Below are 14,417 nucleotides of genomic sequence, written 5' to 3' on the forward strand. Positions count from 1 at the left end.
TCGGCCGCTACCGTCCGGCCCCGGGGGCCGCCGGCGCGGTCGTCGAGGTGCCGTCGTCCGGCGTGGTGGCCGAGCCGGTGTCGGGGGAGAACAGGCTCATCCCGAGGAACACGGCAGCCAGGAAGGCGATCGCGCCCGCGATGGCGCTGGCCACCCGGGGCCGGCGCCGGATCGCCTCACCCGCGGTGCGCCGCCGGGGCTTCGCGGTCCGGGCCGCCGCCCGCCGTCCGTGCCCCTGACCGTGCCCGGCGGGGGCCTGCGGCAGCCGGTACATGGTCGGCGCGGCGGAGTCCGCCCCGGAAGCCGGGGCGGGCACGGTGGCGAAGGGGGCGGGCGTCGCCGGGTGGGAGGCGTGGGCGACGGGCTGGTGCGCCGGGGCCGGGCGCTGCTGGGGCAGCGGCTCCGCGTGGCCCCGCCAGGCATCGCCGTGGAACCAGTCGGCGACCTGCTGGGCGGTGGGCCGGTCCTCCGGCTGCTTCGCCAGCAGACCGAGCAGGTACGCGTCGAAGGCGGCGGATACGTCCACGCCGCGCTGACGCAGCGGCACCGGCGGTGTGTCCACGTGCTGGTAGAGGGTGGCGGTCGCGGTGTCCGAGCGGAACGGCGGCTGCCCGAGCAGCAGTTGGTAGATCACACAGCCCAGTGAGTACATGTCGGACGCGGCGTCCGCCGTGCGGCCGAGCGCACGTTCCGGGGCGAGGTACAGGCTCGTGCCGACGATGTGACCCGTCGTCGTCAGCGCGGCGGACGGATCGTCGACGAACTGCGCGATGCCGAAGTCCCCGATCTTGACGGTGCCTTCGCCGTCCATCATCAGGTTTCCGGGCTTGATGTCGCGGTGGACGATGCCCTGCCGGTGCGCCGCGGCGAGACCGGCGGCCGCCTGGCCGGCGATGTGCGCGGCCTGCTCGGGCCCCAGCCGCTCCTGAGCCAGCAGCAGGTCCGCCAGGCTCCGGCCCTCGACCAGCTCCATGACGAGGAAGAGCCGGTTCTCCCACGCCCCGAAGTCGAAGACGGCCACCAGATGAGGGTGGCTCAGCCGGGCGGCGGTCTGGGCCTCCAGCCGGAACCGGGCGGTGGCCGACTCGTCGGCGTGCTCGCCCAGCAGCAGCTTCACGGCGACGGCACGCCCGAGGACTTCGTCGGTGGCCCGCCAGACCTCACCCATCCCGCCCCGGCCGATGGCGGATATCAGCCGGTACCGACCAGCAACCAGCACCTGTGCACACCTGTCTCGATAACTAGGGCCTGTATTGAGTTGTGGCGCGGCGTCGCGACGCCCGGCACGCACGCTCACGGCACGGCCGAAATGCCCAAGTAGCTCCGCTACGAGGACATCCCGACCGCACCGTGATCGGACGCACCGAACGCCGCTCCTTCTTCCGCGCCACAACTCAATACGGGCCCTGGGGCGTCGGCCCGGACCGAGGGCCGCTTCGACTGCCGCGGCGGCGGCCTCGCCGGGGCGAGGTCGGGTGGGGGGAGCGCGGCAAGATCAGGATATCCGGCGCGCGGACCCCGTACGACCGTCTGCCGTCAACGGCCGCCCGCGGCCGACCGGCCCACCGACTCGACGAGCGGCAGCAGCCGGTGCGGCACGCGTTCGCGCAGCGCCACCTCGGTCCGGGTCCTGACCACGCCGGGCAGCCGGATGAGGCGCTGGATGACGTCCTCCAGATGCCCGTTGTCCCGGGCGACGACCCGGGTCAGCAGGTCGCCGCCACCCGTCGTCGAGAAGGCCTCGACGATCTCCGGCACGGCGGCGAGCGCGTCACCGACCTCGTCGAGATGGCCCTGGGTGACCTCCAGGTGCACGAAGGCGAGGACGGGGTGGCCGAGCGCGGCGGGGGAGAGGAAGGGGCCGCTGCCGGTGATCACACCGTCCCGTTCCAGCCGGTCGATCCGCGCCTGGAGGGTGCCCCGGGCGATGGACAGGATGCGTGCGTACTCGCGCACGCTCGTCTGCGGCTGCTCGATGAGCAGCCGCAGGATACGGGTGTCGAGCGCGTCCACCGCCATGCTTCGCCGGCCTCTTTCGGTGCGTCCTCCGGGGGCCAGCGACTGTACCAACGGCATCGGCGCGCAGCCGGTCGCCCCGTGGCCGTCACGGCCGGATGTGCCCCGCACACGGGCGGGTGGCGCGGGGCACGGACCGGACGGTCAGAACTGCACGTCGGAGCAGGCGTAGAAGGCGTTGCCGGTGTCGGAGATCGTCCACACGCCGAGGATCAGGTGCTTGCCCGACTTCTGCGGCAGAACGCCCGAGTGGCTCACCGTCGAACCCGGCAGCCTGCCGCCGAAGGGCACGGTGAGGAACGGCTGCGGCTCCAGGTCGGCCCGGGTCAGCGGCTTCGTCGGGTCGTAGCCGTCCTTGGTGATGTAGTAGCGGAAGTCGGTCGTGGCGTGACGCGCCTCTATCCGCCAGTTGAAGGTGTAGTTCTGGCCGGCGGTGACCTTGGTGGCGGGCCAGGCGCCGCCGCGCGGGTCGTCGAGCTCGGAGAAGCGGCCGATGCCGCCCGAGCAGATGTGTCCGTCGGCCGGGCCGCGGGTGGGGAAGCCCTTGGGGCCCTCGACGCTCGGCGGCTCCCACTGGATCTGCCCGCAGCGCTTGACCGTGCCGATGCCGCAGAGCTGCTGGCGGCTGATGGGGGAGTCGGTGTAGCCATGGCTCTGGGCGGGGGCCGAGGTGGCCAGCAGGGCCGCCCCCGCGATCCCGAGCCCGGCCAGTAACGAGGTGATCTTTTTGCGCATCCGTCGCTCCTGGAGATGTGGGGTGGTGTCCGGAGAGTGCTGCGGTCTAGACCAAGGGTGAGCGTAGCGATGTCAAGTTGACATGTCTAGACCAACGGCTTTCCGGTGGGCTGCGCGGCGGACGGTGGCCGCGCAGGCACTCGGGGCGAAGGGGTTCTGGCGGCGGGACGCGGTGACCTTTCAGGTGGGCCGTTCGGTGGCCGTCCGGGACCAGCGCGCTCGGTGCCCCCTCCCGACCGCCCGCCGTTCACTTCCTGCACCTGGGGGCGGGGAGCGCCCGTCCGGCGGGGTGGCCGTCCGCAGAGGTGTCGTGCGCGGCTGGTCCGTTGGTCCTGCCGTGGCCGAGACGATGGTGTAATTCTGGGCCATTGGCTCAAGGAAGGGAGTTCGGTTTGAACCAATCACCTGTCGGATGCTGAGATATGAGAGTCAATGGCGCTGCGGGTCCCTCGGGGGACCCATGCGGCGCCTTTCTCATGTCCGGACATGGTCCAGGTGCGAAGAAGGGCGGGGCAACTTGCTGAAGAGGGCGTTCGTCGCTCCGGATCCGGGCCGGATCCGGTTCCGGTTCGCGTCCCGGGCCGTGCTCGGTATCGGGCTCGCGGTCGTGGTGTGCGGGCTCGTCGGCCACTCGCTCGTGGCGGCCATCACCGGCGGCCTGGCCGCGCTGCTCGCCCTCTTCACCGTGACCGACCCCACCGTCCGGGGACAGGCGGTCACCACTGCCCTGCTCCCCGCCGTCGGCTTCCCGGTGCTCGCACTCGCCGCCGTCCTCCACGGCCACCCCGTCGCGCGCGACGCCGCGTTCCTCGCGGTCATGGGTGCGGGGGTCTACGCGAGGCGGTGGGGGCCGCGCGGACACTCCCTCGGCGTCTTCGCGTTCATGGCCTTCTTCAGTACGCAGTTCCTTCACACCCTGCCCCAGCAGCTCCCCGAGCTCTACTCCGCCGTCGCCCTGTCCGTGCTCTGCGCGGCGGCCGTCCGCTTCGGCCTCTGGTGCTACGAACGCCGGCTGACGGCCCCCGCCGTCCCGGCCCCACCCGCCGGCGCCGGCCTGGCTCGCGTCACCACCCGCCAGGCGGTCCAGGCGGTCACGGGCGGAGCCGTCGCGCTGCTGGCCGGACAGCTCATGTCGGACCAGCGCTGGTACTGGGCCGTCGGCGCCACCTGGTGGGTCTTCGTGAACACCGCCTCGCGCGGCGAGACGCTGGTACGCGGCTTCCGCCGGGTCCTGGGCACCCTCATCGGCATCCCCGTAGGCCTGGCCGTCGTGATCCCGGTGCACGGCGCGCCCGTCCCCACCGCCCTGATCGTGGCCGCCGGGATCTTCGGCATCTTCTACACGGCCGCCGTCTCCTACACCTGGATGATGTTCTCCGTCACGGTCATGGCCGGCGCGCTCTACGGCTCCCTCGGCGTCCTCGACCCCGCGCTGCTCGCCCTGCGGCTCGGCGAAACCGCCGTCGGCGCACTCGGCGCGATGCTCGCGGTGCTGGTCGTGCTGCCCGTCACCACGCACGCCACGACCGACGCCTGGATCCAGCGCGCCCTGCGCTGCGTGCACGCCTGCACCGAGGAGGCCGCCGCCCGGCTCTCCGGCTCCGCCACCGCCGACCCGGCCCCGCGCGTCGCCGAACTGGAGGCTCTCCTCGGGCGCGTCCGGCTCTCGCTCGCCCCGCTGGTCCATCCGCTCAGCCCGCTGCGCGCCCGCCGGGCCAGGGCCGGGCACGTCCTCGCGCTGCTCGACGAGTGCGCGCGCGAGGTGCGCGGCCTCGCCTCGGTGGCCGCCGACCCGGAGGCGTCCCACGACGCCCGGCTCGCCGCCGCCTGCTGGCGCGTCGAGAACGCGGTAGAGGCGCTCACGGCCCCCGAGCGGCCGGCCCGTGCGGCCGTCACCGCCGCGCTTCCCGCGCACCCCGCGGTGACCGAGCCCGCCCTCGCCCACCTGCACAGCCTGGAACGCGCGCTCGCCGAACTCGCCGCGCCGCTGCACAGCCCGCCGAGCGCCCCCCTGGTCACGGCCTGATCCCTTCGGCGCGACCCGCACCGGCACCCTTGGTCCAGACCGCGTCACCGCACTGCTACCGTCGCGACGGAAGATCACGACGGCACGTCCGCCGCGCGCAGCCGGCGGGGAGGAGCAGCGGTGGACAGCAGCAGCGGAGCGGGACGGGCATTCATCGGGTCGTTCACCTCGGCGGGCGGGCGCGGCGTCACCGTCGCCGCCGTGGACCCGCAGACCGGCGCGCTCACGGTCCTGGGCGCCACCGACGCCGTACCGGACCCCTCCTACCTGGCTCTCGGCCCCGGCGGCACGGTCCTCTACGCGGTCAGCGAGACCGAGCCGGGGGCCGCGGCGGCCCTGGACGTCACGGCGGACGAACCCCGCCCGCTCGGTGAGGTCCGGGCGGTGGACGGCGACGGACCCACCCACCTCGCCCTCGCCGCGAACCACCTGGTCACCGCGAACTACGGCTCGGGCAGCGTCAGCGTGCTGCCCGTCGCCGGGGACGGCACGCTCGGCCCCGTCGCCGCGGTCCTCGCGCACGAGGGCGGCGGACCGGTCGCGGACCGCCAGGAGGGCCCGCACGCCCACGAGGTCCTGCCGGACCCCTCCGGGGAATGGGTGCTCAGCGTCGACCTCGGCACCGACTCGGTACGCGTCTGCGCACTCGACCCGGCCACCGGGGAGCTGCGCCCGCACGCCGAGACGGCTCTGCGCCCCGGCACCGGCCCCCGCCACCTGGCCTTCCACCCCTCGGGCCGGCACGCCTACGTGCTGAACGAGCTGGAGCCCACCCTCACCGTGTGCCGATGGGACGCGACCGCGGGCGTCCTCGAGCCGGTCGGCGAGACGCCGGTGCTCCCCGATGGCGTGACCGGCGAGAGCTACGCCTCCGAGGTCGTCGTCGCCCACGACGGGCGGTTCCTGTGGGCGGCCAACCGGGGCCACGACAGCATCTCCGTGTTCGCGCTCGACGCGACCGGCGAGCACCCGTCCCTGGTCACCACCGTGGACTGCGGCGGGCACTGGCCGCGCGACCTCGCCCTCGACCCGGCCGGACGCCGGCTCTACACGGCCAACGAGCGCAGCGGGAACGTCGCCTGGTTCACGGTGGATCCGGAGACCGGCGTCCCGCGCCCCGACGGCTCCCTGGAGGCGCCTGCGGCCTCCTGCGTGGTCTTCGGCTGACCCCTCCGGGGTACGTATGAGGCCCCGTACGGGACTGCCGTCCGGTACGGGGCCTCACGCATGCCGAAAAGGTCAGCGGGCCTGCGCCCCCTGGGCCACCGGGGGAGCGATCCCGAGGGCCGAGGTGTACATCGAGAGCACCAGCTTGCCGATCGCCGGGTACGCGCCCAGCGGCTCGGCGGTCGCGCAGCCGGCCTCCTTCGCCGCGGCGTCCAGCAGACCCTCCGCCACCTCGGGGCCCACCAGGTACGGCGCCACGGCCAGCTGAAGCGAGCCGGAGCCCTTCAGCTGCTCCGCGATGGCGGCGACCGAACCGTCCACGTCGAGCGCGGCGGCCATCACCGGCACCGCGAGCCGGGCCGCGAGCAGCATGCCGGTGATCCCGGCGGCCTGCACGGCCTCCTCGCCGCCCACCGTGGCGAGCACGATCCCGTCGGCGGCCGTCGCCACCGTGAAGAGCCTCGCCCGGTCGGCGCGGGCGAGCCCGGCCTCCGACAGGCGCACGTGCAGCGCCTCGGCCAGCAGCGGGTGCGGGCCGAGCACGTCGGCCAGCTCCGCCGGGGCGCCGCTGTCGGTGATCGCCTGACGTATGCGCTGCACCAGCGCGCTGTCCGGACCCACGAGCAGCGGGACCACGACGGCGGCGGGGCCCTCCGGCTCGGCGACCTCACGGCCCACGGCCAGCGCCTGCTCGTAGCGCGCGGTGCGCTCGGAGGCGGAATGCGAGACCACGGAGGTCAGCGTCGGGTACTCGGCGTCGTCGCCGTCGACGTATCCGATCAGGGCGTTCAGACCGGGCAGCTCGGAACGGGCGATGCTGATGACTTCCTCGGCCAGACCACGGCTCTCCGGGGAAGGGGTACCGGGAACGGCGAGAACGAGCGCGGCAGCGCCCTCGGGTGCGACCACGGGCTCCGGGCGGCGGTGCCGTCCGGACTGGCGAGGTCGCGGCATTCGTACAGGCAGGCCGGAAGCGGGCCCAGTGGGGGTGCTCATGGCGCCGCATGCTACTGGTTTCGGACGGCTCCCTGCGCGGGGAGGGTCCGGTCGAGCGGCCTCTGTCCGCTTTTATCCGATCGGCGGCTTACCGGGCAACTGCCCTGATCTGTCGTCGGTGTTCATGGGCCCGTCACCCTACGGCCGCGGCGCGGGCGCCGGAACACGGAGCAGCGTCGGGTGGTGCGGCAGCCGCAGACCGCCGGTGGCCAGGGCCTGGGCGATGCGCAGGGCGCCGATCAGCGGATCACCCGAACCGGGGACCGCCCGTGTCCCCGGCAGCAGTTCCGCCAGTTCCTCCCGAAGGGGTACGAGCAATGGCTCGCCCATCCGGAACAGCCCGCCCGTCAGCGCGACTTCGTACGCCTCCTCGTCCGCCTCCGACTCCGGGCACACCGCCGCCGCGGCCTCCGCGATGTGGACGGCGGCAGCCCGCAGGATGCCCTCGGCGACCGGGTCGTGGTCCGCGCACGCGGCCACCTCCGGAGCGAACGAGGCCAGCAGGGCGGGCCGGTCGGCGCGCGGATAGAGCAGACCGGGAAGCTCCTGCGGCGGCCCGAAGACGGCCTCCAGCCGGTCCAGCAGCGCCGGTGACCCGCCGCGCCGCCCGTCGAGGGCGCGCATCGCCGCGTCCAGGCCGGCCCGCCCGATCCAGGCCCCGCCGCCGCTGTCGCCCAGCAGGTGCCCCCAGCCGTCCGCCCGCCGCCACGCCGTCAGGTCCGTGCCCAGCGCGATCAGCCCGGTGCCGGCGGCCACCACCGCGCCGGGCCGCTGTCCGACCGCCCCGGCGTACGCGGTCACCGCGTCCGCCGCCAGCGCGATCCGGCGTACGCCCAGTGCGTCGGCCAGTGCGCCCGGCAACTCGGCGCGCAGCTCGTCGCCGAGCGTGGCCATGCCCGCGGCACCGATCGCGGCGGCGGTGATCCGGGCGCCGCCGTCGCCGAGCCCGTCGAGCAGGCCGCGTACGGCGGGCAGCACCTGCTCCAGGAGATGGGCGGCGTCGATGCCGCGCGGCCCGGTGCGTACGGGACCACCGCACTCGGCGGTCTCCGACGGGGCGTCCGCCTCCGCCGTGCCCAGCGCCACCCGGAGGCCGGAGCCGCCGGAATCCACTCCCAGTACGTACGCGCCCGGTTGCCCGTCTGACGTCATGGACCGGCTCCCGGGGGCGAAGAGGTAAGGGACGGGCAGCACCCTATCCCCGGGGCACCCCGTTGCGCCGGTAGGGTGATCTTCCGTGACAGCGCGACCCTTGAACGAAGTAGTCGAGCCCGGCTGGGCCGACGCCCTCGCCCCCGTGGCAGGGCGCATCGCCGAGATGGGCGATTTCCTGCGTGCGGAGGTCGCGGCGGGCCGCACCTACCTGCCGTCCGGGTCGAACGTGCTGCGCGCGTTCCAGCAGCCCTTCGACGACGTACGGGTCCTGATCGTCGGTCAGGACCCGTACCCCACACCGGGGATGGCGATCGGGCTGAGCTTCGCGGTCTCCCCGGACGTCCGCAGGCTCCCGGGCAGCCTGGAGAACATCTACCGCGAGCTCCACGACGACCTCGGGCTGCCCCGGCCGTCGAACGGCGACCTCACCCCGTGGACCCGGCAGGGCGTGCTGCTGCTGAACAGGGCGCTGACCACCGCGCCCCGCTCGCCCGGCGCCCACCGCGGCAAGGGCTGGGAGGAGGTCACCGAACAGGCCATCCGCGCCCTGGTCGCCCGCGGCAAGCCGCTGGTGTCCGTGCTCTGGGGACGCGACGCCCGCAACCTGCGCCCGCTGCTCGGCGACCTGCCGGCCATCGAGTCCGCGCACCCGTCCCCGATGTCCGCCGACCGCGGCTTCTTCGGCTCCAAGCCGTTCAGCAGGGTCAACGAACTCCTCGCCGCGCAGGGCGCCCGGCCCGTCGACTGGCGGCTCCCGTAGGAAGTACGCCTCACACCTCGACCGCCGCCGCCCGTACGCACAGCACGTCCGGCAGATGTGAGGCGAGCTGCTCCCAGCTGTCCCCGTCGTCCGCGCTCGCGTACAACTCGCCGTTGCGGTTGCCGAAGTAGACCCCGGCCGGGTCCGCGTCGTCCGTGCAGAGCGCGTCGCGCAGCACCGTGCCGTAGTGGGCGCCCTCGGGCAGGCCCGCCGACAGCGGCTCCCAGTGGGCGCCCGCGTCGGTGGTCCGGAAGACCCGGCAGCGGTGCTCGGCGGGCACCCGGTCGGCGTCGGCGTTGATCGGGAAGACGTACGCCGTGTCCGCGCGGTGCGGGTGGGCGGCCACGGCGAAGCCGAAGTCCGAGGGCAGGCCCGCTCCGATGTCCGTCCAGTTGCCCCCGGCGTCGTCGCTGCGGAAGACGCCCCAGTGGTTCTGGAGGTAGAGGCGGTCCGGGTCGGCCGCGTCCCGGCTGACCTTGTGCACGCACTGGCCGAACTCCGGGTCCGGGTCGGGCAGGAAGACGGCCGAGACCCCCTTGTTGGCCGGGGTCCAGCTCGCGCCGCCGTCGGTCGTCCGGAACACCCCGGCGGTGGACACGGCGACCGTCACGGCGCGGGCGTCCCGCGCGTCGGTCAGGATCGTGTGCAGCCCCTCGCCGCCCCCGCCGGGCACCCAGCGTGAACGCGTCGGGTGCTCCCACAGCGGGCGCACCAGCTCGAACGACTCGCCCCCGTCCTCGGACCGGAAGAGCGCGGCCGGCTCCGTGCCCGCGTAGACGACGCCCGGCGCCTCGGGTCCCGCCGGCTGCAACTGCCACACCCGCTCCAGCGAGGTCCCGGTGAACTCCGGAAACTTCACGGCCGGGGTCTTCGGCTCGACCCAGCTCGCGCCGAGGTCGTCGGAGTGGAAGACGGAAGGTCCCCAGTGCGCGCTGTCGCCGCCGACCAGCAGCCGGGGCCGGTCGCCCCGGGAGTCGATGGCGACCGAGTAGATCGCCTGGGCGTTGAAATGAGGCCCCTCGAACTCCCATGCCCCGCCGCGCCTGCGGCCGATGAAGAGCCCCTTGCGGGTGCCCACGGTGAGCAGTACATCGGTCATGACCGAACCTCCCGAAACGCCGTTGTGCCGGATATCGGTCAGTCTGCACCCCGGCACTGACAGCGGCCCGGACCACGGCCCGGGGTGTCCCCCGGTCCGGGCGGTCCGCCTCTCAGCGGCAGGGCGGCGCCGTACTGCTGCGGACCACCAGATTCGTCGCCAGGTCCACCCGGGTCGTCGCGGGCTGCCGGCCTCGGCCCAGGTCCAGCACCAGCCGGGCCGCCGTCTCGGCCATCTCGATCAGGGGCTGGCGCACCGTGGTCAGCGGCGGCCCGATCCACCGGGTGAGCGGCAGGTCGTCGAAGCCCACGACGCTCAGGTCCTCCGGGATGCGCAGACCGAGCTCGCGCGCCGCCTCGTACACGCCCAGTGCCTGGAGGTCGTTGCCGGCGAAGACGGCGGTGGGCCGGTCCGCCGAGCGCAGCAGCTCCATCCCGGCCGCGTACCCCGCCTCGTGCGAGAACTCGGCCTCGCGGATCAGTGACTGGTCGATCGGGACGTCCGCCGTCTCCAGGGCGGCCCGGTAGCCGTCCACCCGGGCCCGGCTGCACATCATCCGGGAGGGTCCGCTGACCACGCCGATCCTGCGGTGGCCGAGGCCCGTGAGGTGGCGGGTCGCGGCGAGACCGCCCTGCCAGTTCGTGGTGCCGACCGAGGGGATGTCGTCACCCGGGTCCCCGGCCGGGTCCACCACCGCGTACGGGATGCTGCGGCTGGTGAGCTGCGCGCGCTGAGCGGCGGTGAGGTCGGACAGCACCAGGATGACCCCGACCGGCCGGCGGGCCAGCACCCCGTCGACCCAGGTCTGCCCGGGGGAGAGGCGGCCCGCGCTCTCCGAGAGGACGAGGCTCAGCCCCTCCTCGCGGGCGACGTTCTCCACCCCGCGTACGACCTCCATGGCCCACGCGCTGTCCAGCTCGTGGAAGACCAGGTCGATGAGTTGCGACTGCGTGGTCGAGCCGCGTCTGCGGCGGTAGCCGTGCTGGAGCAGCAGCTCCTCGACCTTGGTGCGCGTACCGGGCGCGACATCGGCGCGCCCGTTCAGCACTTTCGAAACTGTCGGAGCCGAGACTCCGGCCGCTCGGGCGATTTCCGCCAGCGTGGCAGTGCCGTCCGACGGCGCTGCGGCAGGCGCATTCTCCTGATGTGACTGGACGTTTGCGGGGCTCATACAGCGAATCGTAACCGCCAGGCGCCCGAACGGGCGCGGGAGCCCGGGCGAAAAATTCACGGTCCGCGACCTCTTGACTGGCCGGAAACCCAACCGTACGGTTCCGGCAACATTCGCAAGCAACTCCGAAAGATTCGACAGAGGTGCGGTCATGCGGTCGGGAATTTTCACTCAGGGCAAGCGTGCGGCGAGATGGACCGCGGCCGGTGCGGCCATGGTCATGGCGGGAGTCCTGGCGGGCTGCGGGTCGGACGGTGGCAGCGGCGGTGGCGGCGGAACGCTGACCGCGTACGTCTACGGCGATGACGCCGTAAAGGTTCAGCAGGCAGCGGTCAAGGAGTTCAACAAGACCTCCGACGTCAAGGTCAAGCTCGTCTCCGTACCCGGCACCGACTACGTCAACAAGCTGCGCAGCGCCATGGGTTCGCCCAGTGCCCCGGACATCTTCTTCAACTGGGGCGGCGGCTCCATCAAGCCGTACGTGGACGCGAACCAGCTGGTCGACCTCACCTCGACGTTCAAGAACGACGCCACCCTGAAGGACGGCTTCCTCCCGTCGATCGTCACCGCGGGCAGCCTCGACGGGAAGGTCTACGGCGTCCCGATGCGCGGTATGCAGCCCGTGATGCTCTTCTACAACAAGACCCTCTTCGCGGAGAACAACGTCACGGTCCCCAAGACGTGGGAGGACCTGCAGCAGGCCATCAAGACCTTCAAGGGCAAGGGCATCACCCCGTTCGCCCTCGGCGGCTCCGACAAGTGGCCCGAGCTGATGTGGCTGGAGTACCTGCTCGACCGGATCGGCGGCCCCGACGTCTTCCGCAAGATCCAGAACGGTGACAGCTCCGCCTGGGGCGACCCGGCCGTCCTGAAGACCGCCCAGACCGTCAAGCAGCTCGTCGACGACGGCGCGTTCGGCAAGAACTTCAACTCGGTCGACTACGGCAACGGCGGCGCGCCCACCCTGCTCAACAAGGGCAAGGCGGCCATGCACCTGATGGGTTCGTGGGAGTACTCCACCCAGCTGGGCAAGGCGCCCGAGTTCGCCAAGAAGGACCTCGGCTGGACGAACTTCCCGACCGTCGCGGGCGGCGTGGGCGACCCGGCCGACGTGGTCGGCAACCCCACCAACTACTGGTCGGTGAACGCCCGCACCAAGCACAAGGACGCGGCCATAGCCTTCCTGAAGACCATGGCGTCCAAGTCGTACGCCCAGTCCCTCGTGGACAACGGCGACGTGCCCACCACCTCCAACGCCGCCTCCATGCTGAGCGGATCGCCGAACCCGAAGTTCGCCACCGACCAGTACGAGATGGTCCAGAAGGCCCCCGACTTCACCCTGTCCTGGGACCAGGCGCTGGAGTCCAAGATCGCCACCCCGCTGCTCACCGAGATCAGCAAGCTGTTCGCCGGCAAGTCCACGCCCGAGCAGTTCGTCGCCGCAATGAAGGCCGTCAAGTAACGATGTCGCACGTCTCCTCGTCACCGAAGGTGCGCGGAGGACGGAAGGCGGCCGTCGGAAACGTCGGCCGCCCCCCGGTCGCCTGGGCGCTGCCCGGCATCCTCTTCTTCGCCCTTTTCGCGATCGTCCCGCTGGCGATCGCCGTGTACCTCTCCTTCTGCCACTGGGACGGGCTGAACTCCCCGACCTCCGCCGGCACAGCCAACTGGACCCGGCTCTTCAAGGACCCCGAGTTCCGCCAGGCCGCCTGGCTCAGCCTGCTCCTCACCACGATCAGCTGGGTCTTCCAGACCCCGGTTGCCCTGCTCCTCGGCGTCTGGGCGGCCGGGCGGCAGCGCAGCCGCGCCGTGCTCTCCGCGATCTTCTTCGTCCCGCTGCTGCTCTCCACCACCGCCATCGCAATGCTGTTCCACGCGCTGCTCGACCCCAACTTCGGGGTCATCAAGGAGATCGGGCCCTGGTTCGGCATCGACCCGAACATCATGGGCTCGTCCACCGGCGCCCTGCTCACCGTGGCGTTCGTCGGCGGCTGGCAGTTCATGCCCTTCCACACCCTGATCTACCAGGGCGGCACCCGGCAGATCCCGCAGGTCCTCTACCAGGCCGCCGAGATCGACGGCGCGGGCATGTTCCGGCAGTTCTTCCACATCACCCTGCCGCAGCTGCGCAACACCATCACCACCTCCTCGGTGCTGATGATCGTCGGTTCGCTGACCTACTTCGACACGGTGCTCATCATGACCAAGGGCGGTCCGGGCACGGACACCACCATCCTGCCGTACCTGATGTACCGCACCGGTTTCCAGACCTACGACCTCGGGTACGCCGCCGCGATCGCGACCGCCCTCGTCGTCGTGGCCACCGCCATCTCGCTGATCCTCGTCCGCTTCAGCGGCTTCGGGAACATGCGCTCCACCCGGGAAGGTATGTGACGCGATGTCGATCGACACCCGCCCCGTGACGCGCCCCGCACGGCCCCTGAACCGCACCCGCCCGGCCGGCGCCGCGCGCCGCCGCAGGTGGGGCAACCCGCTGGCCGGCCTCGGCTCGCTGGTCTGGCTCGTGCTGGTGATCGTCCCGCTCTACACGCTGGTCTCGTCCTCGCTGATGCACCAGGACGAGGCGCTGAACGGCGACCCGCTGGCCTTCCCGACCAACCCGACGCTCGAGAACTACCGCACGGTGCTGGACAGCGGCTTCTTCACGATGCTCTCCAACACCGCGATCGTCGCCGTGGCGACCACGGCGATCGTGCTGGTCCTCTCGATCCCCGTCGCCTACGTCGCGGTACGCACCCGGAGCAGGCTCTCCGGACTCGCCTTCCGCACCTTCCTGCTCGGCGTCGCCATCCCCGCCCAGGCCGTGATCGTGCCGCTCTACCTGCTCATCAGCAAGATGGGCCTGTACGACAGCCTGCCGGCCATCATCCTGCCGACCGCGGCGTTCGCGATGCCGGTGGCGGTGCTGATCCTGAGCGGCACCATGCGCGACGTCTCCGAGGAGATGTACGAGGCCATGGCGCTCGACGGCGCCTCGCCGCTGCGGATGCTGTGGCAGCTGGCGATCCCGATGTCCAAGGCGGGCATCAGCACGGTCGCGATCTACACGGCGCTCCAGGCGTGGAACGGCTTCCTGTTCCCGCTGATCCTGACCCAGTCGGAGGAGAACCGGGTGCTGACCCTCGGTCTCTTCAACTTCATGTCCCAGTTCGGGGTGAACATCCCGGCCATACTCGCCGCGATCGTGCTCTCCGTCGTACCGATCTTCGCCGTGTACCTCGTGGCACGGAAGGCACTGGTCAACGGACTGATGGGGGTGGGCGGCAAGTAG

General features: G+C 72.4%; 13 protein-coding genes. 6 read left to right on the forward strand and 7 right to left on the reverse strand.

Features of this window, described 5'->3' with window-relative positions; all coding sequences use genetic code 11:
* Positions 1-7: 7 nt before the first annotated feature.
* From BLW14_RS28630 to BLW14_RS28640, 3 genes are all read right to left on the reverse strand, one after another.
* Entirely contained in the window at positions 8-1,168 is a 1,161-nt protein-coding gene (locus BLW14_RS28630) for a serine/threonine-protein kinase (protein WP_256333029.1), read from the reverse strand.
* Between the two features lie 368 nt (positions 1,169-1,536).
* Positions 1,537-2,019, reverse strand: a complete 483-nt coding sequence (locus tag BLW14_RS28635; protein ID WP_093710017.1) for an Lrp/AsnC family transcriptional regulator — start codon at positions 2,017-2,019, stop codon at positions 1,537-1,539.
* 141 nt (positions 2,020-2,160) lie between these two features.
* Positions 2,161-2,751 carry a lytic polysaccharide monooxygenase auxiliary activity family 9 protein gene (locus BLW14_RS28640; RefSeq protein ID WP_093710018.1) on the reverse strand — a complete coding sequence of 197 codons (591 nt, stop codon included), beginning with the start codon at positions 2,749-2,751 and terminating at the stop codon, positions 2,161-2,163.
* A gap of 517 nt (positions 2,752-3,268) precedes the next feature.
* Between BLW14_RS28640 and BLW14_RS28645 the strand changes: the two genes are divergently transcribed.
* A complete protein-coding gene (locus BLW14_RS28645) occupies positions 3,269-4,777 on the forward strand; it encodes an FUSC family protein (RefSeq protein WP_093710019.1) in 1,509 nt (502 codons plus the stop codon).
* A gap of 120 nt (positions 4,778-4,897) precedes the next feature.
* Positions 4,898-5,944 (forward strand): lactonase family protein, encoded by a 1,047-nt coding sequence (locus BLW14_RS28650; RefSeq protein ID WP_093710020.1) that lies wholly within the window; start codon positions 4,898-4,900, stop codon positions 5,942-5,944.
* 72 nt (positions 5,945-6,016) lie between these two features.
* Here the strand turns inward: BLW14_RS28650 and BLW14_RS28655 are convergent, their stop codons facing one another.
* Together BLW14_RS28655 and BLW14_RS28660 are read right to left on the reverse strand one after the other, a co-directional pair.
* Positions 6,017-6,940, reverse strand: a complete 924-nt coding sequence (locus BLW14_RS28655) for a sirohydrochlorin chelatase (protein ID WP_093710021.1) — start codon at positions 6,938-6,940, stop codon at positions 6,017-6,019.
* Positions 6,941-7,078: 138 nt separating this feature from the next.
* Complete coding sequence (locus BLW14_RS28660) at positions 7,079-8,092, reverse strand: N-acetylglucosamine kinase (protein WP_093710022.1); 1,014 nt, start codon at positions 8,090-8,092, stop codon at positions 7,079-7,081.
* 85 nt (positions 8,093-8,177) lie between these two features.
* On the opposite strand from BLW14_RS28660, the gene BLW14_RS28665 reads away from it, so the two are divergent.
* Complete coding sequence (locus BLW14_RS28665; RefSeq protein ID WP_093710023.1) at positions 8,178-8,855, forward strand: uracil-DNA glycosylase; 678 nt, start codon at positions 8,178-8,180, stop codon at positions 8,853-8,855.
* Between the two features lie 10 nt (positions 8,856-8,865).
* On the opposite strand, the gene BLW14_RS28670 is transcribed toward BLW14_RS28665, so the two are convergent.
* Together BLW14_RS28670 and BLW14_RS28675 are read right to left on the reverse strand one after the other, a co-directional pair.
* The gene (locus BLW14_RS28670; protein ID WP_093710024.1) at positions 8,866-9,954 is read right to left on the reverse strand and encodes a WD40/YVTN/BNR-like repeat-containing protein; all 1,089 of its coding nucleotides are present in this window, start codon (positions 9,952-9,954) and stop codon (positions 8,866-8,868) included.
* 112 nt (positions 9,955-10,066) lie between these two features.
* Positions 10,067-11,125 carry a LacI family DNA-binding transcriptional regulator gene (locus BLW14_RS28675; protein WP_256332899.1) on the reverse strand — a complete coding sequence of 353 codons (1,059 nt, stop codon included), beginning with the start codon at positions 11,123-11,125 and terminating at the stop codon, positions 10,067-10,069.
* 214 nt (positions 11,126-11,339) lie between these two features.
* Here BLW14_RS28675 and BLW14_RS28680 point away from each other — a divergent pair, with 214 nt between their 5' ends.
* The 3 genes from BLW14_RS28680 to BLW14_RS28690 are packed head-to-tail and all read left to right on the forward strand — an operon-like array spanning position 11,340 to position 14,417.
* On the forward strand, positions 11,340-12,587 hold the full coding sequence (locus BLW14_RS28680) for an extracellular solute-binding protein (protein WP_093710025.1): 1,248 nt from the start codon (positions 11,340-11,342) through the stop codon (positions 12,585-12,587).
* Positions 12,588-12,589: 2 nt separating this feature from the next.
* Positions 12,590-13,519, forward strand: a complete 930-nt coding sequence (locus BLW14_RS28685) for a carbohydrate ABC transporter permease (protein WP_093710026.1) — start codon at positions 12,590-12,592, stop codon at positions 13,517-13,519.
* A 4-nt stretch (positions 13,520-13,523) separates the two neighbouring features.
* Positions 13,524-14,417 carry a carbohydrate ABC transporter permease gene (locus BLW14_RS28690; RefSeq protein WP_093710027.1) on the forward strand — a complete coding sequence of 298 codons (894 nt, stop codon included), beginning with the start codon at positions 13,524-13,526 and terminating at the stop codon, positions 14,415-14,417.

Origin of the sequence: Streptomyces sp. 2131.1 (genome assembly GCF_900105515.1) — a bacterium.
Classification (GTDB): Bacteria; Actinomycetota; Actinomycetes; order Streptomycetales; family Streptomycetaceae; genus Streptomyces; species Streptomyces drozdowiczii.

Coding starts and splice junctions, on each gene's coding strand:
- BLW14_RS28635 (WP_093710017.1), bottom strand. CDS start 2,019: ATGGCGGTGGACGCGCTCGACACCCGTATCCTGCGGCTGCTCATCGAG.
- BLW14_RS28660 (WP_093710022.1), bottom strand. CDS start 8,092: ATGACGTCAGACGGGCAACCGGGCGCGTACGTACTGGGAGTGGATTCC.
- BLW14_RS28685 (WP_093710026.1), top strand. CDS start 12,590: ATGTCGCACGTCTCCTCGTCACCGAAGGTGCGCGGAGGACGGAAGGCG.
- BLW14_RS28655 (WP_093710021.1), bottom strand. CDS start 6,940: ATGAGCACCCCCACTGGGCCCGCTTCCGGCCTGCCTGTACGAATGCCG.
- BLW14_RS28680 (WP_093710025.1), top strand. CDS start 11,340: ATGGTCATGGCGGGAGTCCTGGCGGGCTGCGGGTCGGACGGTGGCAGC.
- BLW14_RS28670 (WP_093710024.1), bottom strand. CDS start 9,954: ATGACCGATGTACTGCTCACCGTGGGCACCCGCAAGGGGCTCTTCATC.
- BLW14_RS28630 (WP_256333029.1), bottom strand. CDS start 1,168: ATGGGTGAGGTCTGGCGGGCCACCGACGAAGTCCTCGGGCGTGCCGTC.
- BLW14_RS28640 (WP_093710018.1), bottom strand. CDS start 2,751: ATGCGCAAAAAGATCACCTCGTTACTGGCCGGGCTCGGGATCGCGGGG.
- BLW14_RS28690 (WP_093710027.1), top strand. CDS start 13,524: ATGTCGATCGACACCCGCCCCGTGACGCGCCCCGCACGGCCCCTGAAC.
- BLW14_RS28675 (WP_256332899.1), bottom strand. CDS start 11,125: ATGAGCCCCGCAAACGTCCAGTCACATCAGGAGAATGCGCCTGCCGCA.